Source organism: Streptomyces sp. NPDC050610 (assembly GCF_040654875.1).
Classification (GTDB): Bacteria; Actinomycetota; Actinomycetes; order Streptomycetales; family Streptomycetaceae; genus Streptomyces.
On sequence record NZ_JBFAIV010000012.1, the window covers coordinates 100,021 to 125,840 of the forward strand.

Consider the following 25,820-nt stretch of genomic DNA (forward strand, 5'->3'; position numbering starts at 1 on the left):
GGCGCCGTCGCGCGCGGTCGGCGACGGCACCGTTGTCAGTGGGATGCGTCAGAATTGAGTTCAGGGCCACCGCACGACGGATCGAGGGACACCCATGTCCGGACTGATCGACACCACGGAGATGTATCTCCGCACCATCCTTGAGCTGGAGGAGGAGGGTGTGGTCCCGATGCGCGCCCGAATCGCGGAACGGCTCGATCAGAGCGGCCCGACGGTCAGCCAGACGGTCGCGCGGATGGAGCGCGACGGCCTGGTCACGGTCGCCGGGGACCGCCACCTGGAGCTGACGGAGGAGGGCCGGCGGCTGGCGACGCGCGTGATGCGCAAGCACCGGCTCGCCGAGTGCCTGCTCGTCGACGTGATCGGGCTGGAGTGGGAGCAGGTGCACGCGGAGGCGTGTCGCTGGGAGCACGTGATGAGCGAGGCGGTGGAGCGGCGCGTGCTGGAGCTGCTGCGCCACCCCACGGAATCGCCGTACGGCAACCCCATCCCGGGCCTGGAGGAGCTGGGGGAGAAGGCCGAGGCCGACCCGTTCCTCAACGACGGCATGGTCAGCCTGATGGAGCTGGAGCCGGGCGCCGGGGGCAAGACCGTGGTGGTGCGGCGGATCGGCGAGCCGATCCAGATGGACGCGCAGCTGATGTACACGCTGCGCCGCGCCGGGGTGCAGCCGGGCGCGGTGGTGAGCGTGACGGAGTCGGCGGGCGGGGTGCTGGTGGGCAGCAGCGGTGAGGCGGCGGAGCTGGAGGCGGACATCGCCTCGCATGTCTTCGTGGCGAAGCGCTGACGCGACCTTTCCGGTTGTCCGCTTCGGTTGTCTGGTCCGGCCGTCCGGTCCGACTGTCCGGGCCGGTCGTCCGCTCCGGCTGCCAGGTCCGGCTGTCCGGTCCGGCCGTCCGCTTCGGCCGTCCGCTCCGGCTGCCAGGTCCGGCTTTTCGCCGCTGTCCGCCGAGCGCCTTCGAGGGCCGCGCCGACGCGCGGTCTCGGGGGCGCTCTGTCGCGCCCGCAGGGGCCGTACCGCCGTGGATTCGCACGGCGAAGTGCGCCAATAACCTTGACCTGAACCGGAGTTAGCAGAAACGACGCGGCCGGGCCTCAGGCATGCCACGCTGTCGCTCAGCAGGTGCGCGTACGTGCTGTGCGCGAATGACCTCGGCTGGGGGCTGACGTGGGCGGCGCTCTGACGGCCAGGGCCCCGGCGCCGCAGGCGGCCGGGGCCCAGCCTCCCCATGCTCCCCCGAGGCGACCCGGAGCCCCGAGCTCCCAAGGTCTCCCCTCGCGGACCCTCATCCCCGAGCGGTCCGCCTCCCGGACGATGTCTCCCCTGAGGGGCGGCGGCCAACCCTGGCCCGCAGTCACTCGAACGAGGGGTGTTGCGTGGCATAACGGTGCGTTCGAATAAGAGTTCGATACTGTGGGGCTGTTCGCGGTTGGAGCTGCCCGGGGGATGAATGGGGGTGCCAGGACTGATGGCGCGGCGTATCGACGTGACAGGGGCGGGTGGAGTGCGTCTCGCCGCCTGGGAATTCGCCGACCCGCCCAAGGCGGCCGGCCGGAACGGGGAGGGCGGCCGCTCCTCGGTGCTGTTGCTGCACGGCCTGATGGGCCGGGCCTCGCACTGGGCGGAGTCGGCGCGCTGGCTCGCCACGCGGTACCGCGCGGTGGCGCTGGACCAGCGCGGCCACGGCCGCAGCGAGAAGCCGGCGGACGGCTCGTACACCCGTGACGCGTACGTCAGCGACGTGGAGGCCGCCGTCGAGCAGCTCGGCCTCGCGCCGGTCGTCCTCATCGGCCACTCGATGGGCGCCCTCACGGCCTGGCAGTTCGCGGCCCGCCGACCCGATCTCGTACGGGCCCTGGTCATCAGCGACATGCGGGCCTCGGCGCTCGGCCCGGCCTCGCAGAAGGAGTGGGTCGCCTGGTTCGCATCCTGGCCGGTGCCGTTCGCGACGCTCGCGGACGTACGGAAGTGGTTCGGCGAGGGCGACCCGACGCTGGAGCGGCCCAAACCCGCGCGGGGCGACTTCTACGCCGAGGTGATGGCCGAGCGGGCGGACGGCTGGCGGCCGGTCTTCTCCCGCCGCCAGATGCTGGTCTCCCGGGCGACCTGGATCCGCGACGCGCACTGGGACGAACTGGCGCTGGTCCAGTGCCCCACCCTCGTCGTCCGCGGCCTCGACGGTGAACTCGGCCGGGCCGAGGCCCAGGAAATGGTCCGCGTCCTCCCCCGAGGGCAGTACGCGGAGGTGCCGGACGCCGGGCACCTCGTCCACTACGACCGCCCGGAGGGCTGGCGCCAGGCGGTCGACCCGTTCCTGGCCGCCGTCGCGCCGAGCTGAGCCGGGGAGGAGAGGGGGCGGCGGGCCGCCGCGGTCACAGGGGCCAGGGGTGACGTGCGTGATGTACAGGCGCTCCTGGCGGACGATGGTCAGGTGTCCGAACGTCCCGCGCGGCAGGATTTCCGACCGCATGCCAGGTGACTGGCCGTGGAAGGAAGTGCCGTCGAGGTGGAGCGCCGCCGCTGCGCGCAGCGGCTCGTCCGCACGTTCCTCGATCTGGGCGATGAAGGCGAGGTCGGGCGTGTCACCGATGACGGAACACGAGTCCGGTAGGTACTCCCACGTCCACTCACTCGCCGGTGGCACCGGCGACCGCCGCGCGGGCGCCGTCCATGACGGCCCTGACCTCGTCCATCGCGGCCCGCCAGGCCGGATCGTCCCTGTCGAGCTCCTGGGCCGCCCGTTCGGCCGCGCGCAGACGGCCGACGAGGTCGGGGCGGCGCTCGATCTCGATGATGGCGGCCCACTTCAGCTGGAACATGGCGATCGGTCCGAAGCTGTTGGACTGGGTGGCCATCGTGAAGACGGTGTCCCGCTCGGTCGCCATCTCGGCCAGCCGGCCCGGGGCGACCTGGGCCAGGGCCGCCCGCAGCGCGGGGAATGTCTTGTCCGGTCTGGGAATCAACTCTCCGCCGCCGTGTACGGGTTGCGAGCTCATGTCTTCTCCAAGGGATGCCCGGCCACCGTACGGCAGTCGGAGCGGGCATGGCGGACGATGAGCGTATGGGGCCGGATCGGTTCCGAGAGTGCTCGGACGGGTGCGCCGGGGGGCCGTATGGGGTGTGGATTCGGCCAGGTGTGGCGGGGGCGGGGCCTGGGTGTGGGCGGTGATCAGGGGGTTCGCGGCCGGGGGCCGGGCGGTCAGGGGGGTATTCGGCCGTCTGCGGGGATTCAATTCAACGGGCGTTGACATGCGGCCGCGGGCGGGTGTGCACTGGAAGTCAACAGGCGTTGGCCAACAGACGTTGGCAGCGGTTGATCGGGAGGCATCATGTCGGATCACAGCACTCGCACTGCCCGTACCGAGACCGAAGCGGCCGACGGCGGCCGCGCCCCGGACGTCATCGTCGTGGGGGCCGGGCCCACCGGGCTGCTGCTCGCCGGGGACCTGGCCGCCGCAGGGGTCCGCGTCGTCCTGCTGGAGCGGCGCTCGCTGGAGTCCAACCTCTCCCGCGCCATCGCCGTGCACGCCCGCACCCTGGAGGTGCTCGACATGCGCGGGCTCGCCGAAGACCTCCTCGCGACCGGCGAGTTCGTCCCCGTCCTGGGCATCGCGGGCGCCCGGCTGGAGCTCTTCCGGCTGCCGACGCGGTTCGCCGGCGTCCTGATTACGCCCCAGTACGAGACCGAGCGGGTCCTGGAGGAGCGGGCCGTCCGGCTCGGCGCCGACATCCGGTACGGCGCCGAGGTCCTGGCGCTCCGTCAGGACGGCGACGGCGTCGAAGCGGACGTACGCACCGACGCCGGCACCCAGACGCTGCGCGCCGCCTACGCCGTCGGCGCCGACGGCATGCGCAGCATCGTGCGGCAGTCCCTCGGGCTGCCCTTCCCCGGCCGGTCCGTGATCCGCTCCGTCATGCTGGCCGACGTCCGGCTGCGGTCCGCCCCGGCCCGTACGCCCGCCTTCGCCTCCTCCCGCACGGGGATCTCCTTCATCGCGCCGCTAGGGAACGGCTGGCACCGCGTCATCGCCTGGGACCGCGCCGTACAGCCGCCCGTGGACACGCCCGTCGACATGGAGGAGGTCCGCACCGTCACCCGCGGGGCGTTCGGCACCGACTTCGGCATGTACGAAGCGCGCTGGACCTCCCGCTTCCACAGCGACGAGCGGCAGGCCCCGCACTACCGCGTCGGCCGCGTCTTCCTCGCCGGGGACGCCGCCCACGTGCACTCGCCCGCCGGCGGCATGGGCATGAACACCGGCCTCCAGGACGCGGCCAACCTCGGCTGGAAGCTCGCCGCCGCCGTACAGGGACGGGCCGGCGCCACGCTCCTCGACAGCTACGAGGCGGAACGGCACCCCGTCGGCAAGCTCGTCCTGCGCGTCAGCGGATCGATCCTGCGCGGAGTGCTGATCAAGTCGCCCGCCCTGCGCGGCGCCCGGGCCGCCGCGATGGGCCTCGCGATGCGGGCCGCGCCCCTGCGGCACCGGGCCGCCATGACGGTCTCCGGCCTCGGCATCGACTACCCCGCCCCGCCCGGCGCCCACCCCCTCACCGGCCGCCGCGCCCCCGACCTGCCGCTCGCCGGTACGGGCGCGGCGGAGGAGAAGGGACCCGCCCGGCTCCACGAGGCGCTGCGCGACGGCGGATTCGTACGGGTCGTGCCGCGCGGGGAGAGTGCGGACGGCGACACGGCCCTGCCGTCCGTACGGACCACCGTCAGGCGCGCCGACGCCGCGCGGACCACGCTCCTGATACGCCCCGACGGGCACGTGGCCTGGGCGAGCGACCGGCCCGACCCGGCCGGGCTGCGCGCCGCGCTGGCCGCTCTCACGGGCGGGGCGGTCTGAGCGGACCCACGGGGGCGGTGGGCCGAGCCGTCTCACGGGGCCGGGGCCGGGCGATCTCACGTGGGCGGGCCGCGAGACCCCGCCCACCGGGGCTCGTCATACGCCGGAAGGACGAGAAAAGTCCCGTCCTTCCGGGACCAAAGACCCTCCGCCGTGCCGCCTTCCCGGGCGTCTGTCTGGTTGTACGCCCGCAAGCGGTGTACGCCCGTCAGCGTCCGGAAGGGGGATCAGGCTGTGTTCTCAGGGTTCTCGGTGTTCTCAGGGAGCTCAGGCGTTTCCGCTGCCGACCGTGGTCGTCTGCCGTCGCCGTCCCCCCGAAGGCCGCCGGTAACGAGCCGTCGCCGCAGGTACGCACGACAATGGTGGGGCACCTGAAGCCGCCCCTTCCGTCCGTACCGCCCCGATCGCCCGTACCGTCATCCGCCTGGAAGTGCCGTGCCGCCTCTCCTCACCGCGTTCCTCCGGCGCCCGGCCGCCGTCGCCGCCGCGGTGGCGACGGCGGCCGGGCTGGCGACGGTGACCGGCTGCGGGACCGGCGGTGAACCGGTCAGCGCCGGTACGACCGCCCCGGCCGCCGCCCCGTCCCCGCTGTGGCCCAGCCGCTCCCCGGCCGCCGTGCCCACCGCCGAGGACCAGGGAAAGGTTCCTTCCACCGTCGTGCCCGGCTTCCGGCGGGTGCCCTCCGAGAACATCCGCGAGGTCGACCCGCTCGCCGTGATCAAGGCCGAGCTGGCCGCCCACCCGGGCGAGGTCACCGGCGCGGACGGGATGGACGCGGCGACCGCCCGCAAGCTGGCCGACTGCGCCCCCGGCAAACCCGGCTGCCCCCTCCTCGCCCCCGTCCACCGGGACATCACCGGCAATGGCAAGGACGACCTGATCCTCGGCTTCGAGATGGAGGACGGGCTGCTGGGGCTGCGCTGCTACACCTTCGTGCATGGAGTGCTCACCCGCATCATGGCCACCGCCGTCCACCCCACCTCGGTGGAGGTCGCGGGCCGTGACCTCATCGTGTGGGAGCCCTCGACGACCCCCAACTACGCCATCCGCTCCGTGTACTCCTGGGACTCGCACCGCCACTACATGGAGCTCCAGAGCGACGAGATCCGGCGCACCGACGCCTCCGGCAGGCCCACGACGCCGGCGCGCCGATGACGGCCCGGCGGCCGGGGCCACGCGCGTGGCGGCGTGGCAGGCCGCAGCCGCAGCCTCGGTCGTCGGATGGGCAATGGTCCCGGCCGAAGTGGTTCCGGCTCGCCCGGTCCGGCTCCCTCTACGCGAAGTTCACGCTCTTCCTCGCCGTCATGTGCTGCATCGTCGCCGCCGTGCTCGGCACCCTCGTACACGTCATCGTCACCCGGCAGACCGTCCACCAGGCCCGTTCCGAGGCCCTGTCCCGGCTCGACATCGCCGCCCGCTCGTACGTGGCGGGCGACCGGCTGCGCCCCGAAGCCGCCCTCGACGCGCCCGAACTCCCCGCCGCGCTGCGGAAGATGGCGCTGCGCGGTGAACGCGGCACCGCCCTCGGCTCCTTCGAGGGCGAACCCGCCATGTGGGCGGCGGGCCCCGCCGACGGGAAGGCGCTGACCGTGAAGATCGACTACCGGCGCAGCGCCGAGACCATCAGCGGACTCGACCGCGCCATCGTCGTCTCCTCGGCCCTGGCGATCGTCGGCACCCTCGTCATCGGGGTGTTCGCCGTCTCCCGCGTCACCCGGCGGCTGCACCGTACCGCCGACGTGGCCCGCCGCATCAGCGCGGGCGACCTCGACGCCAGGGTCGCCGACCCGCGCACCACCGACCCCACCCGGCAGCAGGACGAGGTGGCCGCCGTGTCCGCCGCGCTGGACGCCATGGCCGCCACGCTCCAGGCCCGGCTCCAGAGCGAACAGCGGTTCACCGCCGACGTCGCCCACGAACTGCGCACCCCGCTCGCCGGGTTGCAGGCCTCCTCCGACCTGCTGCCGCCGGGGCGGCCGACCGAGCTCGTACGGGACCGGGTGCAGGCGCTGCGCCGGCTCACCGAGGACCTGCTGGAGATCTCCCGGCTGGACTCGCTGACGGAACGGGCCGACCTGGACGCGCACCAGTTGGGGCGGCTGGCCGAGCGGGCGGTACGGGCGTCCGGGCTGCCGGCCGAGGTGCGCGTCGTGCACGACGCGTGCGTGATGACGGACCGCCGGCGGCTGGAACGGGTGCTGGGCAATCTGCTGTCCAACGCGCACCGGCACGGGCGGCCGGCGGTGGTGGTGACCGTGGACGGGCCCGTGATCACTGTTCGCGATCACGGGGAGGGGTATCCGGAGTACCTCCTGGACCACGGGCCCCAGCGGTTCCGTACCGAGCCGACGGCCGCGCGGGGCGGCCTGGAGAAGGGGCATGGGCTGGGGCTGACGATCGCTGTGGGGCAGGCGCGGATCATCGGGGCGGAGTTGGTGTTCTCCAATGCCGCGGGCCCTGACGGGGGTGGGGCGGTGAGTACGTTGCGGTTGCCGGTGGGGCCACGGTAGCCAAGGGGCTACTGCCCCTTGACCCCGTGTCCTCAATTGCCGGACGGGCTGATTGGGCCGGCCTTTTCGGGGCTCTGCCCCGGGCCCCGGTCCTCAATTGCCGGACGGGCTGATTGGGCCGGCCTTTTCGGGGCTCTGCCCCGGGCCCCGGTCCTCAATTGCCGGACGGGCTGATCGGGCCGACCTCTTCGGGGCTCTGCCCCGGGCCCCGGTCCTCAATCGCCGGACGGGCTGGATCGGGCTGGGGCTGGGTGGGCCCGGTCCTCAATCGGCGGACGGGCTGATGGGGCCGGGCTTTGGTGTCCGCGAGCGTCTGGCGGGCGGACATGGCTGGGCCCGGGTTTCCGTTGCTCCAGCGGAAACCCGGGCCCCATGCCTGGCGAAGCTGCCGGCCTCAGCCCTTGCTCACCGCCGCCAGGATCTCCGGGAGGCGGTTCGCCACCCTCGGGGCCGCGATGCGCAGGCCCGCGTAGGCGGCGGCCAGGCCGTAGGCCGCGCCCACGGGGAGTACGAGCCACAGCAGGCCGTGGGCGTCCGTGACGTGGAGGGCGATGGTGAGGCCGAGGACGGGGGCGGCCAGGAGGCCGCCGACGAGCATGCCGCCCATGATGCTGAGGGAGGCGATGCCGGTCTGGCCCGGTGCGACGTTCTTGCGGCCGTCGGAGGGGATGGAGTACGGGGCCAGGGCCGAGGACAGCGCGCCCGTGCCGACCAGGGCGCCGAGGAGGGCCAGGGCGATGCCGTACGCCTCGGGGAACTCGGACCACTGGTGCAGGACCGCCGCCGCGCCGATCACGACCGCGGTGACGTACGGGACGGCGACCAGCGCGATCGTCAGGGCCCGTGCCCGTAGCTCCACATAGGCGTCGCGCGGCGCGGCGATCGTCTGGGCGACCATCCAGAAGGCGGAGGTGTCCTGCCCGAACTGGTTGTACATCTGGATGCCGAGGAGCCCCGCCGCCCAGCACGCGGAGTAGACACTGCCGTTGCCCTGCACGCCCGTGACGATGGGGAGGAGCAGGCCGACGCCGAGGGCGGCGGCCCAGGACATCTTGGTCTTCGGGTCGCGCCACGCGTAGCGCAGCGACCGCAGCATGACCGTGCCCGTACGGCCCGCGGGCAGCAGGCGCAGCGGTCCGCGTTCCGAGGACCGGCGCGCGGTGTCCTTCTCCACGGCCTGGAGGGTGGAGGAGTCCGGGGCGGTCATCAGGGTGGTCAGGGTGCGCTGCCACCACCACAGCAGCAGGACGAGCGCCAGCGCGGTCAGGGCCAGGCCGGCGGCGGCACGCCCGTACGAGCCCTTGCTCGCGGCGTCCACGGCGTCGACCGCGGAGGCGGGCGGCAGCCAGCGGACCACCGTGGCCACGGGGTCCAGGACGCCGAGCCCGTCGGGGCCGGTCAGCTTCTGGACGCCGAGGTTGACGCCCTGCGCGCCGATGGCGATGAACAGGCCGCTGAGGACGGCCAGGTCGCGGCCGCGCCGGCTGGTCAGCAGCCGGACGTTGGCGGTGGCGACGGCGCGGGCCAGGGCCACGCAGACCAGCCCGACCAGCAGTACGGCGAGGATGCCGACGACGGTGGCGGCGGCGCCGTGCGCGAGGGCGATCACCGAGCCGACGGCCACGGCGAGGGTGAAGACGGGGCCGATGCCGATCATCGAGGTGAACAGCAGCGCGACGATCAGGGGGCGCGGCCGCAGCGGCAGCATGGCCAGCCGGGTCGGGTCGAGCGTCTCGTCCCCGGAGGGGAAGAACAGCGGCATCGCCGCCCAGCCGAGCGCGACGATCGTGATGAGCAGGACGGCGAGGGCCGCCGCGTGGTCGTTGCCGCGCAGCGCGATGAGGCCCAGCAGGACCAGGGCCGCGAAGAGCAGCGTGAGGACGAGCGAGGTGACGTAGACGGCGGTGCGGCTGGAGGACTGGCGCAGGCCGTTGCGGAGCAGCGAGAGCTTCAGCCGTACGAACACGGGGGTCAGGGACGTCAGGGACGGGGTCCCGGCGCGGGCCGGGGCGGGGGCGGTGGACGTGGTGCTCATCGGGCGCCGCCGCCCAGCCAGTCGAGGTTCTGCGAGCCGGCCAGCCGCCGGTTCGCGCCGACGAGTTCCAGGAACGCGTTCTGGAGGCTGTCCGCTTCGCCCCGGACCTCCGCGGTCGGGCCCTGGGCGCGGATGCGGCCCGCGGCCATCACCGCGACCCACGAGCAGAGCGATTCGACCAGTTCCATGACGTGGCTGGAGAAGACGACGGTCGCGCCCGACTCGGTGTAGCGCTCCAGTACGCCGCGGATGGTCTGCGCGGAGACCGGGTCGACGCCTTCGAAGGGCTCGTCGAGGAAGAGGACCTCGGGGTTGTGCAGCAGGGCGCAGGCGAGCCCGATCTTCTTGCGCATGCCGGTCGAGTAGTCGATGACGAGTTTGTGCTGTGCGCCGGCCAGGTCGAGTACGTCCAGGAGCTGGGTGGCGCGCGCGTCGACCTCGTCGCCCGGGAGTCCGCGCAGCCGGCCGGTGTAGGCGAGGAGTTCGCGGCCGGAGAGCCGTTCGAAGAGCCGCAGCCCCTCCGGCAGCACGCCGATCCGCGCCTTGACGGCGACGGGGTCCCGCCACACGTCGTGGCCGCCGATCTCGACGCTGCCCGAGTCGGGGCGGAGCAGCCCGGTGACCATGGACAGGGTCGTGGTCTTGCCCGCGCCGTTGGGGCCGACGAGCCCGATGAACTGCCCGGCGGGCAGCTCCAGGTCGATGCCCGCGACCGCTACCTGTTCCCCGAACTTCTTCCACAGGCCGCTGATCCGCACGGCGGCCGCGCCCGTGGCCGCGCTCACGCCCGAGCCCGTACGCGCGTCCGTACCCGCCTCCGTACCGGTCCCGCCCCCGCCGGCCGTGGGCGCGCCTTCGCCGCCGGCTGCTGCCGCTGCGTCCTGCACCACTGTTGTGCCCCCTTGTTCCCCGTCGACTGATCGCAGGGGGTGGTGGTTCCGCCCCCTGGGCGTCAACCCTAGGCGGGAGGAGAACACAACGTCACGAAGCGCAGGGGACGGGGAGCGGGGGACGGGGTGCAGGGAGGCAGGGCCTCAGCGCCCGCGTGCCGCCGCGGCCTCCCGGCCGCAGGCGTAGGCGAGGGCGCTGATCAGCTCCTCGGCGTCCGGCAGCCAGCGGTTGGCGGCGGTGGGCTGGCGGGCCCACTGCACCGGGCCGTGCGAGCCGACGCGGGTCGGCGGCGCCGCCACGTAATCGCCCTCGCCGCGCGCCACGAGGTCCAGCGACGACGGCGGCCAGCCCAGCTTCCGCACCAGGTCGGGCGCCTTCGGGGCGCCGCCCGGCAGCACGAAGAAGAGCATCCGGCGGCCCGGCGTGCAGGTGATCGGGCCCAGTTCGACGCCCAGCCGCTCCATCCTGGCCAGCGCCAGGCACCCGGCCGACTCCGGCACGTCCAGCGCGTCGAAGGTGCGCCCGGTCGGCAGCAGCACCGAGGCGCCGGGCCGCTCGGCCCACAACCGGCGGGCGCCGACCGCGCTGCCGGTGGCCTGCGCGGCCCAGTCGGGGCGGGCCGGGTGCGCCCCCGGCGCGGGGCAGCCCAGGTCGCGGCAGGAGCAGTGCTCGCGCCCCTGATGCGCCTCCAGCCAGGTGCCGGCGAATACGTCCCAGTGCCGCTCTTCCGCGTACCGCACCGCGCTGTCGAGCGGCTGTTCGCCGCGTTGCGCCGGGATGTGCGGGGCCGTTACCCCGATGGTCTTTTCCACGTTCATCACAACTCCCGGCGTCACCACGGGTTACGGCCCGCCAGGGGCGCGGGCGCGGCGCATCGTTACGGCACGCAGGGCGCACGGGTGCATGACCGGGGGCGCAGACGGGGCCGCGCGGTCAGGGAGGGGTAGCCACCTGCGAGACGTTCGTCCGCACGGGCACGAGCAAGGTCATCCGGCACAGTCATCGGATACGGACACAGATCACGGGTTTCGCCCCGGATCACCAAGCGCGGTCATTACGGGCAAGTCCCGCATTCTCCCGACATTTTCGGGGCAGTGATCTCGCCACACGGACTTCACAGGTGCGCGGCGTCCGTCGCGGACGCACCGCAGTCACAGGGGGTACACACATGGCCGCACGGCCACTCGTGGCGCGGCAGCCGAACGAACGGCTGCAGGCGCTCATCCAGGAAGCCGGCTGCTCCAACGCCGGTTTGGCCCGCCGCGTCAACATGTGCGGCGCCGAACACGGCCTCGATCTGCGGTACGACAAGACCTCCGTGGCCCGCTGGCTCCGCGGCCAGCAGCCGCGCGGCCGGGCCCCCGCGATCATCGCCGAGGCGCTGGGCCGCAAGCTCGGCCGCACGGTCACCATCGACGAGATCGGCATGGCCAACGGCAAGAACCTCGCCTCCGGCGTCGGCCTCCAGTTCTCGCCGACCGTCATCGGCGCCATCGAGCAGGTCTGCGAGCTGTGGCGCAGCGACGTCGGGCGGCGCGACTTCCTCAGCGGTTCGTCCGTCGCTGCCTCCGCGCTCGTGGAGCCCAGCCGCGACTGGCTGATCACCGGCGCGGACCCCCAGGTCGCCCGGTCGCTCGGGGCGCGCGTCGGCACGTCCGACGTGCAGGCCGTACAGGCCACCACCGACGCCCTCGTGGAACTGGACCACCGCTACGGCAGCGGACATGTGCGGCCGGTGGTCGTCCACTACCTGAACAGCGTCGTCTCCGGGCTGCTCGGCGGCTCGTACCGGGAATCGGTGGGGCGCGAACTCTTCGCGGCCGTCGCCCGGTTGACGGAGCTGGCCGGGTACATGGCGGTCGACACCGGGCAGCCGGGGCTCGCCCAGCGCTACTACATCCAGGCGCTGCGCCTCTCCCAGGCCGCGGGCGACCGTGCCTACGGCGGCTACGTACTCGCCGCGAGCATGAGCCACCTCGCCGCCTCGCTCGGCAATCCGCGGGAGATCGCGCAGCTCGCGCGTGCCGCGCAGGAGGGCACGCGGGGGCACGCCCCGCCGCGGGCCGAGTCGATGTTCCTGGCGGCCGAGGCGCGCGGGCACGCGCTGCTCGGCGACTCCCGCGCCTGCCAGGCCGTCGCGGGCCGGGCACTGGCCGCGCTGGAAAAGGCGGACAACGAGGGCGAGTCGGGTGACGAGCCGGTCTGGATCCGCCATTTCGACCAGGCGTATCTGGCGGACGAACTGGCCCACTGCCACCGCGACCTCGGCCAGGCCGAGCCGGCCAAGCGCCGCGCGCAAGAGGCCCTGTCCGGCCATCCGGAGGGGCGGGTGCGCCGCCGTGCCATAGGGCTGCTGCTGCTGGCCACCGCCCATGTGCAGCAGCGCGAGATCGAGGAGGCGTGCCACGCGGGCACCCGCGCGGTGGAGCTCCTCGGCAGCCTGCGGTCCAACCGCGGCGCGGAGTATCTGGACGACTTCCAGCAGCGGCTGGAGCCGTACCGTGATGAATCCGTTGTACGGGAGTTCGGCGCCCGGCTGGAGGTGGCGGCGGCGTAGCGCCTCTCCGGCGGAAGTCCGCGCGGAGCTGTGCGGGGCGGGTCCCCGGGGCCGTCCGGGCCGGGGGGCGACGGGGACGAGACCGTTACGAGGTCAATGGTCGAGCGTTATCGTCACCCGGTAGCGTGAGCCGATGATTCCGTAAGTCCCGCACAGGTTGAGGAGCCCCGGTGACGCAGAGCGGACAGGGAAACGAGCCGCAGCGCCCAGCGGCTCCGCCCACACGGCCCGCGTACGAGGGCATCGTGCTGCCCGCCGACGGCGAACCCTTCAACCCGGCCGACCTGCGGGCCGCGCCGTCCACCGGCCGGCCGTGGGGCGAACCCTGGGGCCCGGACGCCCAGGCCGCGCCCGGCGGGGACGGCTACCCGGGGCAGGGACAGGGACAGGGACAGGGCGCGCACCGCGCGGGCGGCGGCGCGCATAGCGCGCCGGACCCCGGCTCGTACGGTGCTCCGGCCTATGACGCGTACGGCTCGCAGCAACCCGGCGGCTACCCGCCGCCCGGACACGATGCGGGACAGGGCGGCATGCCCCCGCCGTACGAGACCCCGGACCCGTACGCCGCCCAGCCGCCGTCCCACAGCGCGCCGCTGCCCCCGCAGGCGGGCCAACTCGCGCAGACCGGCTACGACTCTCAGGGTTACGCGCCGCAGGGGCAGCCGCCCCAGGGCGGTGGCGGGCGCCGCAGGCGGGCCGCGCCGCCCGAGCAGCAGGGCTCGCCCGCCGCGCCGCTGCCACCGCAGGCCGGCGAGGCCGCGCTCGCCGGGTACGGGCAGCAGCAGCCCCCGCACGCCGGATACCCGGCGCACGGATCGGCCGAGGAGACCCAGATGCTGCCCCCGCAGGCGGCGGCGGAATCCGAGGCGACACAGCTCATCCCGCCGGTCGGGGGCGCGATGCCCGGCGCGATGCCGGGAGCCATGCCCGGCGCGATGCCGCAGCCGGGGACCTCCGACCCCACCCAGCTCATCCCGCCCGTCCGCGGCGGGACCCTGCCGCCCGAGCAGCCCTCGCACGGCGGCGGGCCGCTGCCCCCGGCCTTCCCGCCCGGCGGCCCGGCCTCCGCGGCGGACTCCACCCAACTCCTGCCCCCGCAGGGCGGCGGCCCGCAGCCGGGCGCCGGATACGGCTCCGAGGCCACGCAGTTGATCCCGCCCGTCGGCGGCGGCGAGCCGCCGCGGCCCGGCGCGGCGGGCGAACGCCAGCCGCCCGCCGAGTTCGACGGCCTGTTCCGGTCGGACGGCGCGCGGCCCGCGCCCGGCCCGGCCCCGTACGAGCAGACGCCGTACGGACCGGGGCCGGGCGCTCCGGGGCCCGGCGGCCCCGGCCCGTACGGCCAGGGGCCCGGCGGACCCGCACCCGGCCAGTTCGGCCAGGCCGGGCACGAGCCGCGGGGGCGGTCCGAAGGCGGCGCGCGCCGCCGCCGGATCACCCCCCTCGCGGCGATCGGCATCGTCGTCGCGTGCTGCGCCGTCGCGGGCCTCGGCGCGGGCGCGCTGCTCAGCGGCGGGGACGACGACAAGGACAGCGGCAAGAACAGCAGCGACCAGGCCGGGCAGAACCCGGGCCCGGACACCGACGGCAAGGCCGGCGACGGCGACAAGCCGGCCGACCCGGCGCAGCCCCAGGCGAAGGCGCTGGACGCGCTGCTCAAGGACAGCAACAACAGCCGCGACGCCGTGATCAACTCCGTGGAGTCCATCAAGTCCTGCAAGAAGCTCGACAAGGCGGCGGCCGACCTGCACGGCGCGGCGGGCCAGCGCAGCGACCTCGTCGCGCGGCTGAACCGGACGCCGATCGACAAGCTCCCCGGACAGGCCGCCCTCAAGGCCCAGCTGAAGAAGGCGTGGCAGTCCTCGGCCGCGGCCGACAACCACTACGCGGCGTGGGCGGGCAAGGTCGGCGGCAAGCACGGCTGCCACAAGGGCAAGGCGCGCACCACCGCCGAGCTGGGCCAGGCCAACAAGGCGAGCGGCGACGCCACCGAGGCGAAGAAGCAGGCGGCCGTGCTCTGGAACTCGATCGCGAAGAAGTACGGCCTGACCCCGCGCCAGTACACCCAGCTGTGACGGAGCGCTGTGACGGGACTCTGTGACGTGCCTCTCCGACGTGCCTCTCCGACGGGACGGGCGCCGGGTGACCGTGTGCGACAGCCGGTGACGCCGGGGTGAAGAACGGGGGTCCGATGGCGTTCCGGGCCGGAGAACGTACGATCGATCACCGTGCAAGGTTCGGAGAAGTCTTCCCGTCGCGGCCGCCGCTCGACCACCATGGGCGGCATGCCCCTCAATGACATGCCGTGGTGGCGCTGGCGCGCGAATGTGCGCTCGGCGCTGCACATGCTCGCCGACCCGGTCTTCCAGCGGGAGTGCTGGCTCCCCGCCCTGGAGGGGTACGGAGACGTCACCGACGCCGTGTACCGGCTGGTCGAGGACACCTGGCTGGACAACTGGTCCGCCGAGAAGTACGTCGGGACGATCTTCCGCGACCAGACCGAGGCGGCCCTCGTCGACGCCGCCGTGCTGCGCGTACTGCGGATCATGCACCAGATCGGCGCCGACGCCCCGGTCTCCGCCTACCTGGAGCACGAGGCGTGGCCGGACGCCGTACGGGCGGCCCGCGAGGCGCATCTACGGCTCGCGGTCAACGACGGGGACGACCCGGACGCGGCGCCGCGCTCACTGGAGGTGCTGGCGATCGTGACGCGCGTGGTGTGACGCTTCCCGAGCCGTCCCCGCGCCCGGCGGCCCCCTTGTGGCCTCTGTGCGGTCCCCGTGCGGCCTTCGTGTGATCCTCGCCGCTCGACGTCGCCGGTGTGCTGCGAGCGGCCCGGCGGCCCCGCCGGGTGTGCGACGCTATTGGGCTATGAGTGATTCGCAGCCCGTCGCGCCCGAGCAGTACGTCCTGACCCTGTCCTGCCCGGACAAGCAGGGCATCGTGCACGCCGTGTCCAGCTACCTGTTCATGACCGGCTGCAACATCGAGGACAGCCAGCAGTTCGGCGACCACGACACCGGGCTCTTCTTCATGCGGGTGCACCTCAGCGCCGAGCCGCCGGTGACGCTGGAGAAGCTGCGGGCGAGCTTCGCGGCCGTCGGCGACTCCTTCCAGATGGACTGGCAGATCCACCGGGCCGACGACAGGATGCGCGTCGTCCTGATGGTGTCCAAGTTCGGCCACTGCCTGAACGACCTGCTCTTCCGCTCCCGGATCGGCGCGCTGCCCGTCGAGATCGCGGCCGTCGTCTCCAACCACACGGAGTTCGGCGAGCTGACCCGCTCGTACGGCATCCCCTTCCACCACCTCCCGGTGACCAAGGACACCAAGGCGCGGGCCGAGGCCGAACTGCTGGAGCTGGTCCGCGCCGAGAACGTCGAACTCGTGGTGCTCGCCCGCTATATGCAGGTGCTCTCCGACGACCTCTGCAAGGCGCTGTCGGGCCGGATCATCAACATCCACCACTCCTTCCTGCCGAGCTTCAAGGGCGCCAAGCCGTACCACCAGGCGCACGCCCGCGGCGTGAAGCTCATCGGCGCGACCGCGCACTACGTGACGGCCGACCTGGACGAGGGCCCGATCATCGAGCAGGAGGTGGAGCGCGTCGGCCACGACGTGACCCCGGACCAGCTCGTGGCGGTCGGCCGCGACGTCGAGTGCCAGGCGCTGGCGCGCGCGGTGAAGTGGCACAGCGAGCACCGCGTGCTGCTCAACGGCCGGCGGACGGTCGTCTTCGCGTAACGCCGTCGCGCGACGCGCATTCCGTTGCGTCGCGCGGTCCCCAGGCCCCCGCCCTCAGAGGCGGGACAGCGACGCCGCCGCGAAGAGCACGTCCCGGATCGCCTCGCGGTCGCCGTCCTGGCCCGCGGCGGCCTCCTCCGGAGAGATGTGCCCCGCCGCCAGCCGGCAGAACTCGACGCCGTCCAGGGCGACGTGGGCGATCGACTCGGCGGGCGTGCCGAGGGCGGCGGGGGAGTCCAGCGCGATGTACCAGTCGCCGCCGCCGCGGCCCTCGATCTCCAGATGGAGCGTCCGGCCGGGCGCGCCGACGAGGACCGGGCCGCGGGCCGGGGATGCCAGGCCGGTGCGGCGGCGCTGGGCGAGGGCGCCGGGCAGCAGCCGGGCCGCGAGGTCGATCATGCGGTTGAGGTGGGCGGAGGACGGCGGGTCGTACGGGTAGTCGACGGCGTCGGCGATGTCCCCGGCGTGCACCCAGCACTCGAAGGCGCGGTCGAGGAACGAGTCGCGCAGCGGAAGCGTGAACCGGCCGTACGACACGTCGAGCCCGGCGGCCCCGCGCCCGGCGAACGACACCGTCCGTAACAGCGAATGCCCCTGGTCGCGCCAGGCCGTGCGGACCGCGACGGCCGGCACCGGCTGCCCGGCGGCGACCGCCGGCTCCGCCGCCCAGTACGCCTCCGTACGGGCGGTGGGGGAGCCCTCCTCGCCGTCGGGCAGCGGCTCGGCGAGGCCGAGCGAGGCGGCGACGAGGCCGTCGACGGTCATGAGGTGGCCGATGACCCCGGCGACCGTGGTGTCGCGCCGGACCGCCCGCCGCCCCTCGAACCACCGCAGGCTGACCGGCGCCCGCCACTCCGCCTCGCCCATGTCCCGCAGCAGCGCGTCGAGCCGGGCGGCCTCGGCGTCGTACGGGGCGGCCCAGTCGGGCACCGGGATACGGGCCGGGCGGCGGCCGAGGCACCCTTCGAGCACGCGGGAGCGGAGCATCGGGTCGAGGTCGAGGTTCTCCTCGGGGTGCAGCAGCCCCACGGCGTTGCGCAGCCGCACGGCCTCGTCGGCGCAGGCCGCGCACTCGGTGAGATGCGCCTCGACCTCCAGGGTCTCCTCACCGGAACAGGCGGCCAGGGCCCACGCCCCGAGCAGCGACTTGAGCACCTTGTGCGACCGGGGCGCGGCGGGCGAGGGGGCTTCGGACGGCGGGTCCTCGGGTGGCGGGGCTGGCGGGGCCGGCGGGGGCGGGGGTTCTTCGGGTTCCGCTGCCTGCCGGGACCGCAGGGTCTCCGGGTCCGGGGCGGGCGGCTGCGCGGGGTACGGCCAGCGGTCGGCGTCCTCGGGGGCGGCCCGCGGTGTCGGTATGCGCGGCGGCGTGGCGGGGCCAGGGGAGGCGCGTGGGCCGTCGCCGGGCGTGCCGTCGTCCCGGTCGCCGCCCGATCGGCCGCGCCCCGGTCCGCCGCCGCTCGGGCCGTCGCCAGCGCCGCCGCCCGGCCCCGGGCCCGTACCGGCCTGGTCCCAGGAGCCGTCGTCGGGCTCCCAGCGTCCGGGCCCGCAGCGCTCGTTCACAGCGCCCTCCCGTAGCCGGGCGGCGGGATGGAGCGGGAGGAGTGGTGGGCCGTGGAGAGGAGCTGGAGGCCCAGGCGCAGCCGGCGGCGGGCCTCGTCCTCCGTGACGCCGAGGTCGGCGGCGGCCTGGCGGTAGTCGAGGCGGCGGAAGTAGGCCAGTTCGAGCGCGGCGCGCAGTGGTGCGGGCATGGAGGTGACGATGTAGTCGGCGCGGGCGGCGGCGGACGCCTCGCGGACCTTTGCCTCGACCTCTTCGGGGGTGCCTTCGCCGCGCGTCTCGTCCTGGCGCAGCCGCTGGACGGAGTGCCGGTGGGTGACCTTGGCGATCCAGGAGCGCAGGGAGCCCTGCTTGGGGTCGTACGCGTCCGGGTTCTCCCAGACGTAGCCGAAGACGTCGCGGGTGACGCGGTCGGCGGCCCCGTCGTCGTCGAGCACCCGGTGGGCGAGGCTGTGCACGAGGGAGGCGAAGCGGTCGTAGAGCTCGCCGAGCGCGGCAGCCTCGCCCCGTGCGAGCCGCTGCTGCATCATGCGGTCCCAGCGGGGTGGTGCGTCATTCGTCATGCGGCCCCCATCCGTTCACCTCTGGCTACCCGCCCCGCACCGCGCTACCCATGGGTACGAGGCCGTTTCGAGGAAGCCCGTCCGAACCGTCCCGCGCCCTTCCCGGCAGCTCGCGGGCAGTTTGTGCCCACGCTCACATACGCATCGAATGTAGTGCGAGCCACTGACAACGTACGTCGATTTGCGGCAAAGTACGCGCCCCGGTGGCTGCGGATGGTATAAGTCCGGTCACTTTGCGTGGGTTGTCGCTGATCGACCCGGATCGTTCCTGCCTGAATAGACCGATGAGTTATGCGGGTGTGACCGGATCTTTGGGGTTTCTGCCCCCGAGGTGGGCATAGGGTCGTCACGAGCCCTATACGCCGCACGGTGTTTCATGAGGGAGCGGCCGGGCAGCCGCAGTCGTGGAAGGGCCCGTTCCGGACAGCCGCCGGACAGCGAGCGACAGGGCGACCGAGCGAAGGGGCTTCGAGCGCGTGACGTTGAAAGTGATGGAGGGCGAACAGGGCCACTGGGCCGTGCTGCAAGTCTCCGGCGAGATGGACCTGGTGACCTCGCCGGCCGTGCGGCAGCACGTCCACGACGCGGTCGCCGAGGGTCGCCGGAGCCTGGTGCTCGACCTCGGGGAGGTCCGCTTCTGCGACTCCAGCGGCGTCGGCGTGCTCATCGCCGCCCGCCGCCTGATGCGGTCCTGCCAGGGCCGGCTGCGACTCATCCTGCCCGCACAGGGCGCGGTCGACGGCTCGCACGTCAACCGGGTGCTCTCCGCGCTGGGCGTGCGCCGCCTCTTCGAGGTCTACCCCGACCTCGCGAGCGCCACGGACGAGGCGGCGGACCCCCTCTCCGCGTAGCGCGGCCTTCCGGGGGCGCGGGCTGCCACTTGGGACAGCCGGGGTGCTCGTAGCGGCGCGGGGCCGGCGTCACGGGCCCGGGAACTCCGCTCGTACGACGAAGCCGCCCTCGTCCGTCGGGTACGCCTCCAGCGTCCCGCCGAGGCTCTGCGCCCGTTCGCGCAGCCCCACCAGGCCGTGGCCGCCGCCCGGCAGCCCCGGCGCGGGAACCGCCGTGTCCGCGGGCCCGTTGCGTACCTCGACCAGCAGCCGCGCGCAGTCCGGATCGCCGGCCCGGACCCGTACCCGTACCCGCGCGCCCGGCGCGTGCTTGCGCACATTGGTCAGCGCCTCCTGCACCGTGCGGAACGCCGCCCGCTCCACGGCCTCGGGGTAGCGGCCGGGCGGGACCACGGTGTGCGCTTCCTCCCCATCCTCCCCAGCCCCCTTGTACTCGACGTCGAGCGCGCTGACCTCGATCAGCCGCGGCAGGTCCGCCAGGCGCGGCTGCGGGGCCAGCTCCTCGGCGTCGCCGCCGGCCGCGCGCAGGATGCCGACCAGGTGGCGCAGCTCGTCCAGCGTCCGTACGCACAGCTCGCGGATCGTACGCGCGCCGTCGCGCGCCGCCGGGTCCGCCGTGCTGATCTGCACGGCCCCGGCCTGGAGGCTGATGAGGCTCACCTGGTGGGCGACGACGTCGTGCATCTCGCGGGCGAGGCGGGCGCGCTCGGTGGCCACCACCTGGTCCGCCAGGAGCCGGTCCTCGCGGGCCCGGCTGCGGGTCAGCTCGGCGAGCCGGGCGGCGAGTTCGCGGCGGGTGCGGGTGAGCAGCCCGAGGGCGGCGGGGGCGGCGGCGCTGACGCACGCGTCGACCAGGGCGAGGGCCGTCTGGCGGGGCTCGTCCCAGGTCAGTTCGGAGAGCGGATACGGCAGGAAGTGCGCGAGCACCAGCAGCACCCCGGCGGCGGCGAGCAGCCGCCGGTCGGTGCGGCGGGCCGCCACGGTGTAGAGGGCGATCATCGGAGCGAACCAGATGTAGCCGATGTAGATCCCCGGCAGCGTCGCCGCGAACACCGCCACGGGGAACCGCCGCCGCCACAGCAGGACGGCGGCCGCCGCGAGCGAGACGCCGAGTTCCAGGCCGAGGTCGACGCCGTTGACGAGCACGGCGTCGGCGACCGCGAGCAGTACGGGCACGACGACGGCCATGCGGCCCGCACACCGGCTGTCGAGCCACCGGCCGCGGGGCCGGCGGGGCTGTCGCCGGGGTTCCTTCACCACGGTGTGCGCTTTTCGGCGGGCGCGGTGGAACCGAGGGGCGCGGCGCCTGCCGGTACGGCTCTCGCCCCAGCATCCGCTCGTACCGTCCGTACCGCCCGCGCCCGAGCCGCTGCCCGTACCCGTACCGCTTCGTCGGTCGCGGCGGCGGATCGTGCCGCGTCCCCCCTCACGTCGGCGGCGTGGCTGTTCAACACCCGCGGGCCGGGGGCTCGGGCAGGTCCGGGGCCGAGGCGTCGGCGGTGGTGCCGCCCGTGCGGTGGTCCCGTACCAGGCCTGTGACCAGGCCCGCGCGGTCCGCGAGGATCGCCGCCTGGACGCGGTTGAGGCCGCCGAGTTTGCCGAGTACGGCCCGCACGTGGTCCTTGACCGTGCTCGGCGCCAGCCCCATGCGGTCCGCGATCCGGGCGTTGGGCAGGCCCGCGCCGACGTGGGTGAGGACCTCGCGCTCGCGCGGGGTGAGCCGCCGCACGGCCTCGGCGGCGCGGGTCTCCGCGCCCGCCGCCAGGTAGCCGCCGATGACGGCGCTGGTGACGCCGGGGTCCAGGACGCTGCCGCCCGCCGCGAGGGTCCGTACGGACCGTACGAGCTGCTCCGGGTCGGTGTCCTTGAGGAGGAAGCCGGAGGCCCCGGCGCGCAGGGCCGCCGTGAGGTATTCGTCGGCGTCGAAGGTGGTGAGCATCGCCACGGCCGGCGGCCGCCGGTCCGCCCGCAGCCGGCGCAGCACCGTGAGCCCGTCCACGTCCGGCATCCGTATGTCGAGGAGGACGACGTCGGGCGCGTGGCCCAGCACGGTCTCCACGGCCGTGCCGCCGCCGCAGTCCGCGACCACCTCGATGTCCGGGGCCGTGCCCAGGATCATCCGCAGCCCGGACCGGACGAGCTGTTCGTCGTCCACCACCGCTACCCGGATCACCGCCCGTTACCTCGCCTCTGTTCTGTCGCGTGTTCTGTCGCGCGTGCCGTCCGCCTCAAGCCTGCCGTACCCGCCCGCGAAGCGGACCGGCGGACCGGCGCACCCCCGCCCATCGGCGGGGGTGATCCAAGACCCGCGGCGGATTCCCAGCCGGGGGACCCTCCGGCAGAGTGCTGTCCATGCTGCACCATGCCGGAGGCCGCTCCAGGCCGTCCGACCGCGGGCGGCGCCGCCGCGCCCTCGGGCGCACCGCGGCGGCTCTGGCGGTCATGGGCGTCTGCGCCGGGGCCACCACGGCATGTGTCGGCGACGAGTCGCAGGCCGCCGCGTCCCCCACAAGCGGCGGCCTGCCCGTCTCGTACGAGCCCGCCAAGGGCGGCGCCGGCGCCGAGGGGCGGGCCTTCCTCATGGAGCGGCGCATCCCGGAGCGGGTCGCGCGGGCGGTCGGCGAGCGGGTGCGGCTGCCGGCGGACGTCAAGATCGTCGCCAGGTCCTGCGGCGACTCCGAGCAGGACGTGTACGACGCCGAGACCGGCCGGATCGTCATCTGCTACGGCTCCGTGGCGGAGATCCGCGGCATGTTCGAGGAGGCGCTCGGGGAGGCGCTCGGGGACGGCGCCGACGACGGTGCCGACGACGGGGACAGCCGCCGGGCCGTCGACGCCAAGACCGCCGGGGTGCTCACCGAGACCCTCTACCACGAGATCGCGCACGCCCTGAAGGACAAGCTCCGGCTGCCGGTCACGGGCCGCGAGGAGGACGTCGCCGACCAGTTCGCCGCGTACAGCCTCATCCCGGAGGGGTCCTCCGGCGTCGCGGCGATCCTCGACGCCGCCGAGAGCTACACGCTCTACGCGCGCGACACCGACCCCGAGGACGTCGACTTCTCCGACGAGCACTCCCCGGACGCCGCCCGCGCCGCCAACTACCGCTGCTACGTCTACGGCTCCGCTCCGGCCCGCCACAAGAAGCTCGTCGACGGGGAAACGCTCACCAAGGAGCGCGCCGAACTGTGCGAAGGCGAGTACCAGGACCTGCGCCGCGGCTGGGACGCCCTCCTGAAGCCGTACCGGGTGAGCCGCTGACCAGCACGTCCTCCGGACCCCGTACCGGCGGTTCCCGCTACGCCGACGGCTCCGCCGGCGCAGGCCCCAGCGTCGTCGTGCCGGGCGCGGCCCGGTGTCCCAGCCCCGTGCGGTACGCGTTCAGGGCCGCCTCCACCCGGCCCGTACGGCGCAGCAGATCGCCCAGCAGCCGGCACAGGTCCGCCAGGTCGCCCGCCGCCCCGGTCCGTTCCAGCAGCGACAGGGCCGAGCAGTAGTGCTCCTCGGCGTGCTCCGTGTCGCCGCGGTCCTCCGCGATGAGGCCGAGCAGCCGGTGCGCGCCGCCCGCGTGCACCGCGCCCCGCTCGGCGTTCAGCTCCGCGACCTCCAGGAGCGGCAGCAGCAGCGCCTCCGCAGCGCCCGGACGGCCGCGCCGCCGCAGCACGTCGGCCAGCTCCACCTCGACCTGCACCACGAACAGCGCCGCCCGCTTGGCGGCCAGCATGGAGCGCGCGGTGCGCAGCTCGTGCTCGGCCCGCTCCAGGTCGCCGTCCTGCGCGTGCACGTATCCCAGCATCCAGTGGCAGTGGGCGAGGTCGGTGCGGAACCGCAACTGCTGGTAGAGCGCCCGCGCCTTGCCGAGGGAGGCGCCGGCCTCCGCCGAGCGCCCCTCGGCGAGCAGCGTACGGGCCACCCCGCGGTGCATCCCGGCGACCAGCTCCGGGTCGCGGACCCGCGGGGCGAGGGCCAGCGCCAGTTCGGCGGCGTGGGCCGCGCGGGCGTGCGCCCCCATGTCCATGTAGGGGGCGATCGAGGCGGTGCAGAGGAGCAGCAGGGCGTCCGGGTCGTGCGCCCCGGAGGCGGTCAGCTCGTCGACGGCGGTCTCCAGGAGGTGGCGGGCGTAGCGCAGTTCGCCGGCCAGGAGGTGCGCGGTGGCCCGGCCGCGGATCGCGGTCGCGCGCCGGGGGAGGGGCTCGTCGGCGAGCAGCCGTTCGGCGTCGGCGAAGTGGTCGCGGGCGTCGGCGAGGTGGCCGGTCTCCAGCGCGCAGTCGCCGAGGCCGAGCAGCGCCGCCGCCTCCTCCGGTACGAGCGCGAGCGCGGCGGCCTCCGCGCGCAGCGGCCGGAACAGGGCGCGGGCGTCCTCGGCGGCGCCGGTGGCCAGCGCGCGGCGGGCGCCGGTCAGCCGCAGCCGCAGCTCGGCTCCCGGGCGCGGTGGCCGGCCGGTGGCCAGCTCCTCGTACTCCACGCCGAGGCGGTCGGCGAGATAGCGCAGGGCGGTCTCGGAGGGCCGTACCTTCCCGGCTTCGAGAGTGGAGACGTAGGCCGCGGTGTAGGCGGGTTCGGCGAGCCGGCGGCGGGTGAGGCCGCGTTCCGTGCGCAGCCGCAGCACGCGGCGTCCTATGGCGGCCGGGCTATCCGTCTGTCCGCCGTCGTCGTTCGTCTGAGCCACCGCTGCCCCTCGGTAGGTTGGGCCTTGAGGAAAGTCGGGTTATCGAACCCTTTACCCGCTCTTGTGCGCCCCGCCGAAGTGAGGATGGAACAGATGCCGAAGGCCGTCGCCGGGAAGACCGCTGTCCGCCAGCCCGGTCTCGTTCTCACCGATCACGTCTTCGACGTGCCGCTCGACCACGAGGCCCCGGCCGGGGAACGGATCGAGCTCTACGCCCGCGAGGTCGTCGCGGCCTCCCGCGCCCAGGAGGAGCTGCCCTGGCTGCTGTTCCTCCAGGGCGGCCCCGGCGGTGCCGCGCCGCGCCCCGTCGGCCGTACGGGCTGGCTCGGCCGGGTCCTCGACGACTACCGCGTGCTCCTTCTCGACCAGCGCGGCACCGGCCGCTCCACCCCCGCCGACCGGCAGACGCTGCCGCTCCGGGGCGCCCCCGAGAAACAGGCGGACTACCTCGCGCACTTCCGCGCCGACGCGATCGTCCGCGACTGCGAACTGGTCCGCGCCCGGCTGGCCGGCGGCCGGCCCTGGAGCGTGCTCGGCCAGAGCTTCGGCGGGTTCTGCGCGGTCAACTACCTCTCGTACGCGCCCGAGGGGCTCGCCGAGGTGCTGATCACCGGCGGGCTGCCGGGGCTCGACGCCGACGCGGCGGCCGTCTACCGCGCCGCCTACCCCCGCATGGCGCGCAAGACCCTCGCCCACTACGACCGCTACCCGAGGGACGAGGCCGCCGCCCGCCGCATCGCCGAGCACCTCGCGGACCGCGAGGAGGTGCTGGCCGACGGCACGCTCCTGACGCCCGAGGCGTTCCAGCAGCTCGGCATTCTCCTCGGCACGGGCGACGGCTCGCACCGGCTGCACTACCTCCTGGAGTCCGCGTTCGTGCCGACCGCCGCCGGGCCCCGGCTGTCCGACGGATTCGGGGAACAGGCCGCCGCCGTCCTCTCGCACGCCGCCAACCCCCTCTACGCGCTGCTCCATGAGGCCAGTTATGCCCAGGACGGGCGCGCCACGCACTGGGCGGCCGAGCGCGTCAGGGGCGAATTCCCGGAATTCGACCGGCATTTCGAGACCGGCGACCCCTTCCTGTTCACCGGCGAGACGGTGCACCCCTGGATGCTCCGCACCCACCCCGCCCTGCGCCCGCTGCGCCGCACCGCCGAACTGCTCGCCGAGCGGGAGGGGTGGGGCCCGCTCTACGACCCGGCCCAGCTCGCCCGCAACGAGGTGCCGGTGGCCGCCGCGATCTACCACGACGACCTGTACGTCGACACCGCGCACTCGCTGCACACGGCCCGCGCGATCCGGGGGCTGCGCACCTGGGTCACGGACGAGTTCGAGCACGACGGCGTACGGACCGGGAACGGCGCCGTCGTGGACCGGCTGCTGAGGCTCGTACGGGACGAGGCGTGACCGGAGGCGTACGCGGCCGGGGCGCGCGTCCGTACGGGACGTGGCGCCCCCAGCTCGCCCACGACGAGGGGCCCCACCTCGCCTGTGACGCGAACCGCCCCACCCCGCTCGTGACGCGAACCGCCGCACCCCGCTCGTGACGCGAACCGCCGCACGCGGCCGGACGAACCGGACGCGCAGCCGCATCCGCC

The 25,820-nt window shown here is 74.3% G+C and carries 22 protein-coding genes; 13 read left to right on the forward strand and 9 right to left on the reverse strand.

All coding sequences use genetic code 11. The features are described 5' to 3' along the window. Window positions 1-94 precede the first annotated feature (94 nt). The 3 genes from AB0I22_RS17220 to AB0I22_RS17230 all read left to right on the forward strand — a co-directional run bounded on the left by AB0I22_RS17220 (window position 95) and on the right by AB0I22_RS17230 (window position 2,612). The gene (locus AB0I22_RS17220; RefSeq protein WP_363131608.1) at window positions 95-787 is read left to right on the forward strand and encodes a metal-dependent transcriptional regulator; all 693 of its coding nucleotides are present in this window, start codon (window positions 95-97) and stop codon (window positions 785-787) included. Between the two features lie 682 nt (window positions 788-1,469). After that, window positions 1,470-2,339 (forward strand): alpha/beta hydrolase, encoded by an 870-nt coding sequence (locus tag AB0I22_RS17225; protein WP_363131609.1) that lies wholly within the window; start codon window positions 1,470-1,472, stop codon window positions 2,337-2,339. 147 nt (window positions 2,340-2,486) lie between these two features. Beyond that, a complete protein-coding gene (locus AB0I22_RS17230) occupies window positions 2,487-2,612 on the forward strand; it encodes a hypothetical protein (RefSeq protein WP_363131610.1) in 126 nt (41 codons plus the stop codon). Window positions 2,613-2,628: 16 nt separating this feature from the next. On the opposite strand, the gene AB0I22_RS17235 is transcribed toward AB0I22_RS17230, so the two are convergent. Beyond that, window positions 2,629-2,997, reverse strand: a complete 369-nt coding sequence (locus AB0I22_RS17235; protein WP_363131611.1) for a hypothetical protein — start codon at window positions 2,995-2,997, stop codon at window positions 2,629-2,631. A gap of 333 nt (window positions 2,998-3,330) precedes the next feature. Here AB0I22_RS17235 and AB0I22_RS17240 point away from each other — a divergent pair, with 333 nt between their 5' ends. The 3 genes from AB0I22_RS17240 (at window position 3,331) to AB0I22_RS17250 (ending at window position 7,361) form a co-directional block, all read left to right on the forward strand. Beyond that, on the forward strand, window positions 3,331-4,851 hold the full coding sequence (locus tag AB0I22_RS17240; RefSeq protein ID WP_363131612.1) for an FAD-dependent monooxygenase: 1,521 nt from the start codon (window positions 3,331-3,333) through the stop codon (window positions 4,849-4,851). Window positions 4,852-5,286: 435 nt separating this feature from the next. After that, window positions 5,287-6,006 (forward strand): hypothetical protein, encoded by a 720-nt coding sequence (locus AB0I22_RS17245; RefSeq protein ID WP_363131613.1) that lies wholly within the window; start codon window positions 5,287-5,289, stop codon window positions 6,004-6,006. Next, window positions 6,003-7,361, forward strand: a complete 1,359-nt coding sequence (locus AB0I22_RS17250) for a HAMP domain-containing sensor histidine kinase (RefSeq protein ID WP_363131614.1) — start codon at window positions 6,003-6,005, stop codon at window positions 7,359-7,361. The genes AB0I22_RS17245 and AB0I22_RS17250 overlap by 4 nt, the downstream gene beginning before the upstream one ends. A gap of 394 nt (window positions 7,362-7,755) precedes the next feature. On the opposite strand, the gene AB0I22_RS17255 is transcribed toward AB0I22_RS17250, so the two are convergent. The 3 genes from AB0I22_RS17255 to AB0I22_RS17265 form a co-directional block, all read right to left on the reverse strand. Further along, the gene (locus tag AB0I22_RS17255) at window positions 7,756-9,396 is read right to left on the reverse strand and encodes a transporter (RefSeq protein WP_363131615.1); all 1,641 of its coding nucleotides are present in this window, start codon (window positions 9,394-9,396) and stop codon (window positions 7,756-7,758) included. Continuing rightward, the gene (locus tag AB0I22_RS17260) at window positions 9,393-10,181 is read right to left on the reverse strand and encodes an ABC transporter ATP-binding protein (RefSeq protein ID WP_363131702.1); all 789 of its coding nucleotides are present in this window, start codon (window positions 10,179-10,181) and stop codon (window positions 9,393-9,395) included. Before AB0I22_RS17260 ends, AB0I22_RS17255 begins: the two co-directional genes overlap by 4 nt. 249 nt (window positions 10,182-10,430) lie before the next feature. Next, window positions 10,431-11,105, reverse strand: a complete 675-nt coding sequence (locus AB0I22_RS17265) for a bifunctional DNA primase/polymerase (protein ID WP_363131616.1) — start codon at window positions 11,103-11,105, stop codon at window positions 10,431-10,433. 350 nt (window positions 11,106-11,455) lie between these two features. Here AB0I22_RS17265 and AB0I22_RS17270 point away from each other — a divergent pair, with 350 nt between their 5' ends. The 4 genes from AB0I22_RS17270 (at window position 11,456) to purU (ending at window position 16,585) form a co-directional block, all read left to right on the forward strand. Beyond that, complete coding sequence (locus tag AB0I22_RS17270; protein ID WP_363131617.1) at window positions 11,456-12,844, forward strand: transcriptional regulator; 1,389 nt, start codon at window positions 11,456-11,458, stop codon at window positions 12,842-12,844. A 170-nt stretch (window positions 12,845-13,014) separates the two neighbouring features. Then, entirely contained in the window at window positions 13,015-14,916 is a 1,902-nt protein-coding gene (locus tag AB0I22_RS17275; RefSeq protein ID WP_363131618.1) for a hypothetical protein, read from the forward strand. A gap of 147 nt (window positions 14,917-15,063) precedes the next feature. Beyond that, the gene (locus AB0I22_RS17280) at window positions 15,064-15,564 is read left to right on the forward strand and encodes a hypothetical protein (protein WP_363131703.1); all 501 of its coding nucleotides are present in this window, start codon (window positions 15,064-15,066) and stop codon (window positions 15,562-15,564) included. A 148-nt stretch (window positions 15,565-15,712) separates the two neighbouring features. After that, the gene (gene purU, locus AB0I22_RS17285; RefSeq protein WP_363131619.1) at window positions 15,713-16,585 is read left to right on the forward strand and encodes a formyltetrahydrofolate deformylase; all 873 of its coding nucleotides are present in this window, start codon (window positions 15,713-15,715) and stop codon (window positions 16,583-16,585) included. Window positions 16,586-16,639: 54 nt separating this feature from the next. On the opposite strand, the gene AB0I22_RS17290 is transcribed toward purU, so the two are convergent. Continuing rightward, on the reverse strand, window positions 16,640-17,941 hold the full coding sequence (locus AB0I22_RS17290; RefSeq protein WP_363131704.1) for a zf-HC2 domain-containing protein: 1,302 nt from the start codon (window positions 17,939-17,941) through the stop codon (window positions 16,640-16,642). A 200-nt stretch (window positions 17,942-18,141) separates the two neighbouring features. After that, on the reverse strand, window positions 18,142-18,705 hold the full coding sequence (locus AB0I22_RS17295; protein WP_363131620.1) for a sigma-70 family RNA polymerase sigma factor: 564 nt from the start codon (window positions 18,703-18,705) through the stop codon (window positions 18,142-18,144). Between the two features lie 491 nt (window positions 18,706-19,196). Here AB0I22_RS17295 and AB0I22_RS17300 point away from each other — a divergent pair, with 491 nt between their 5' ends. Continuing rightward, complete coding sequence (locus tag AB0I22_RS17300) at window positions 19,197-19,556, forward strand: STAS domain-containing protein (RefSeq protein WP_363131705.1); 360 nt, start codon at window positions 19,197-19,199, stop codon at window positions 19,554-19,556. A 69-nt stretch (window positions 19,557-19,625) separates the two neighbouring features. Here the strand turns inward: AB0I22_RS17300 and AB0I22_RS17305 are convergent, their stop codons facing one another. Next, window positions 19,626-20,744 carry a histidine kinase gene (locus AB0I22_RS17305; protein ID WP_363131621.1) on the reverse strand — a complete coding sequence of 373 codons (1,119 nt, stop codon included), beginning with the start codon at window positions 20,742-20,744 and terminating at the stop codon, window positions 19,626-19,628. Window positions 20,745-21,003: 259 nt separating this feature from the next. Further along, a complete protein-coding gene (locus AB0I22_RS17310; protein WP_363131622.1) occupies window positions 21,004-21,729 on the reverse strand; it encodes a response regulator transcription factor in 726 nt (241 codons plus the stop codon). Between the two features lie 179 nt (window positions 21,730-21,908). On the opposite strand from AB0I22_RS17310, the gene AB0I22_RS17315 reads away from it, so the two are divergent. After that, window positions 21,909-22,814: a DUF4344 domain-containing metallopeptidase gene (locus tag AB0I22_RS17315; RefSeq protein WP_363131623.1), complete on the forward strand. Its 906-nt coding sequence runs from the start codon at window positions 21,909-21,911 to the stop codon at window positions 22,812-22,814. 37 nt (window positions 22,815-22,851) lie between these two features. On the opposite strand, the gene AB0I22_RS17320 is transcribed toward AB0I22_RS17315, so the two are convergent. Beyond that, entirely contained in the window at window positions 22,852-24,222 is a 1,371-nt protein-coding gene (locus AB0I22_RS17320; protein WP_363131624.1) for a helix-turn-helix transcriptional regulator, read from the reverse strand. 84 nt (window positions 24,223-24,306) lie between these two features. On the opposite strand from AB0I22_RS17320, the gene AB0I22_RS17325 reads away from it, so the two are divergent. Beyond that, complete coding sequence (locus tag AB0I22_RS17325; RefSeq protein WP_363131625.1) at window positions 24,307-25,629, forward strand: alpha/beta fold hydrolase; 1,323 nt, start codon at window positions 24,307-24,309, stop codon at window positions 25,627-25,629. Window positions 25,630-25,820 lie beyond the last annotated feature (191 nt).

Excerpts from the sequence above, each read along its gene's own strand:
- purU (WP_363131619.1), top strand. The coding sequence starts at position 15,713 with ATGAGTGATTCGCAGCCCGTCGCGCCCGAGCAGTACGTCCTGACCCTG.
- AB0I22_RS17315 (WP_363131623.1), top strand. The coding sequence starts at position 21,909 with ATGCTGCACCATGCCGGAGGCCGCTCCAGGCCGTCCGACCGCGGGCGG.
- AB0I22_RS17240 (WP_363131612.1), top strand. The coding sequence starts at position 3,331 with ATGTCGGATCACAGCACTCGCACTGCCCGTACCGAGACCGAAGCGGCC.
- AB0I22_RS17325 (WP_363131625.1), top strand. The coding sequence starts at position 24,307 with ATGGAACAGATGCCGAAGGCCGTCGCCGGGAAGACCGCTGTCCGCCAG.
- AB0I22_RS17250 (WP_363131614.1), top strand. The coding sequence starts at position 6,003 with ATGACGGCCCGGCGGCCGGGGCCACGCGCGTGGCGGCGTGGCAGGCCG.
- AB0I22_RS17295 (WP_363131620.1), bottom strand. The coding sequence starts at position 18,705 with ATGACGAATGACGCACCACCCCGCTGGGACCGCATGATGCAGCAGCGG.
- AB0I22_RS17300 (WP_363131705.1), top strand. The coding sequence starts at position 19,197 with ATGGAGGGCGAACAGGGCCACTGGGCCGTGCTGCAAGTCTCCGGCGAG.
- AB0I22_RS17235 (WP_363131611.1), bottom strand. The coding sequence starts at position 2,997 with ATGAGCTCGCAACCCGTACACGGCGGCGGAGAGTTGATTCCCAGACCG.
- AB0I22_RS17220 (WP_363131608.1), top strand. The coding sequence starts at position 95 with ATGTCCGGACTGATCGACACCACGGAGATGTATCTCCGCACCATCCTT.
- AB0I22_RS17270 (WP_363131617.1), top strand. The coding sequence starts at position 11,456 with ATGGCCGCACGGCCACTCGTGGCGCGGCAGCCGAACGAACGGCTGCAG.
- AB0I22_RS17305 (WP_363131621.1), bottom strand. The coding sequence starts at position 20,744 with ATGGCCGTCGTCGTGCCCGTACTGCTCGCGGTCGCCGACGCCGTGCTC.
- AB0I22_RS17225 (WP_363131609.1), top strand. The coding sequence starts at position 1,470 with ATGGCGCGGCGTATCGACGTGACAGGGGCGGGTGGAGTGCGTCTCGCC.
- AB0I22_RS17255 (WP_363131615.1), bottom strand. The coding sequence starts at position 9,396 with ATGAGCACCACGTCCACCGCCCCCGCCCCGGCCCGCGCCGGGACCCCG.
- AB0I22_RS17265 (WP_363131616.1), bottom strand. The coding sequence starts at position 11,105 with ATGAACGTGGAAAAGACCATCGGGGTAACGGCCCCGCACATCCCGGCG.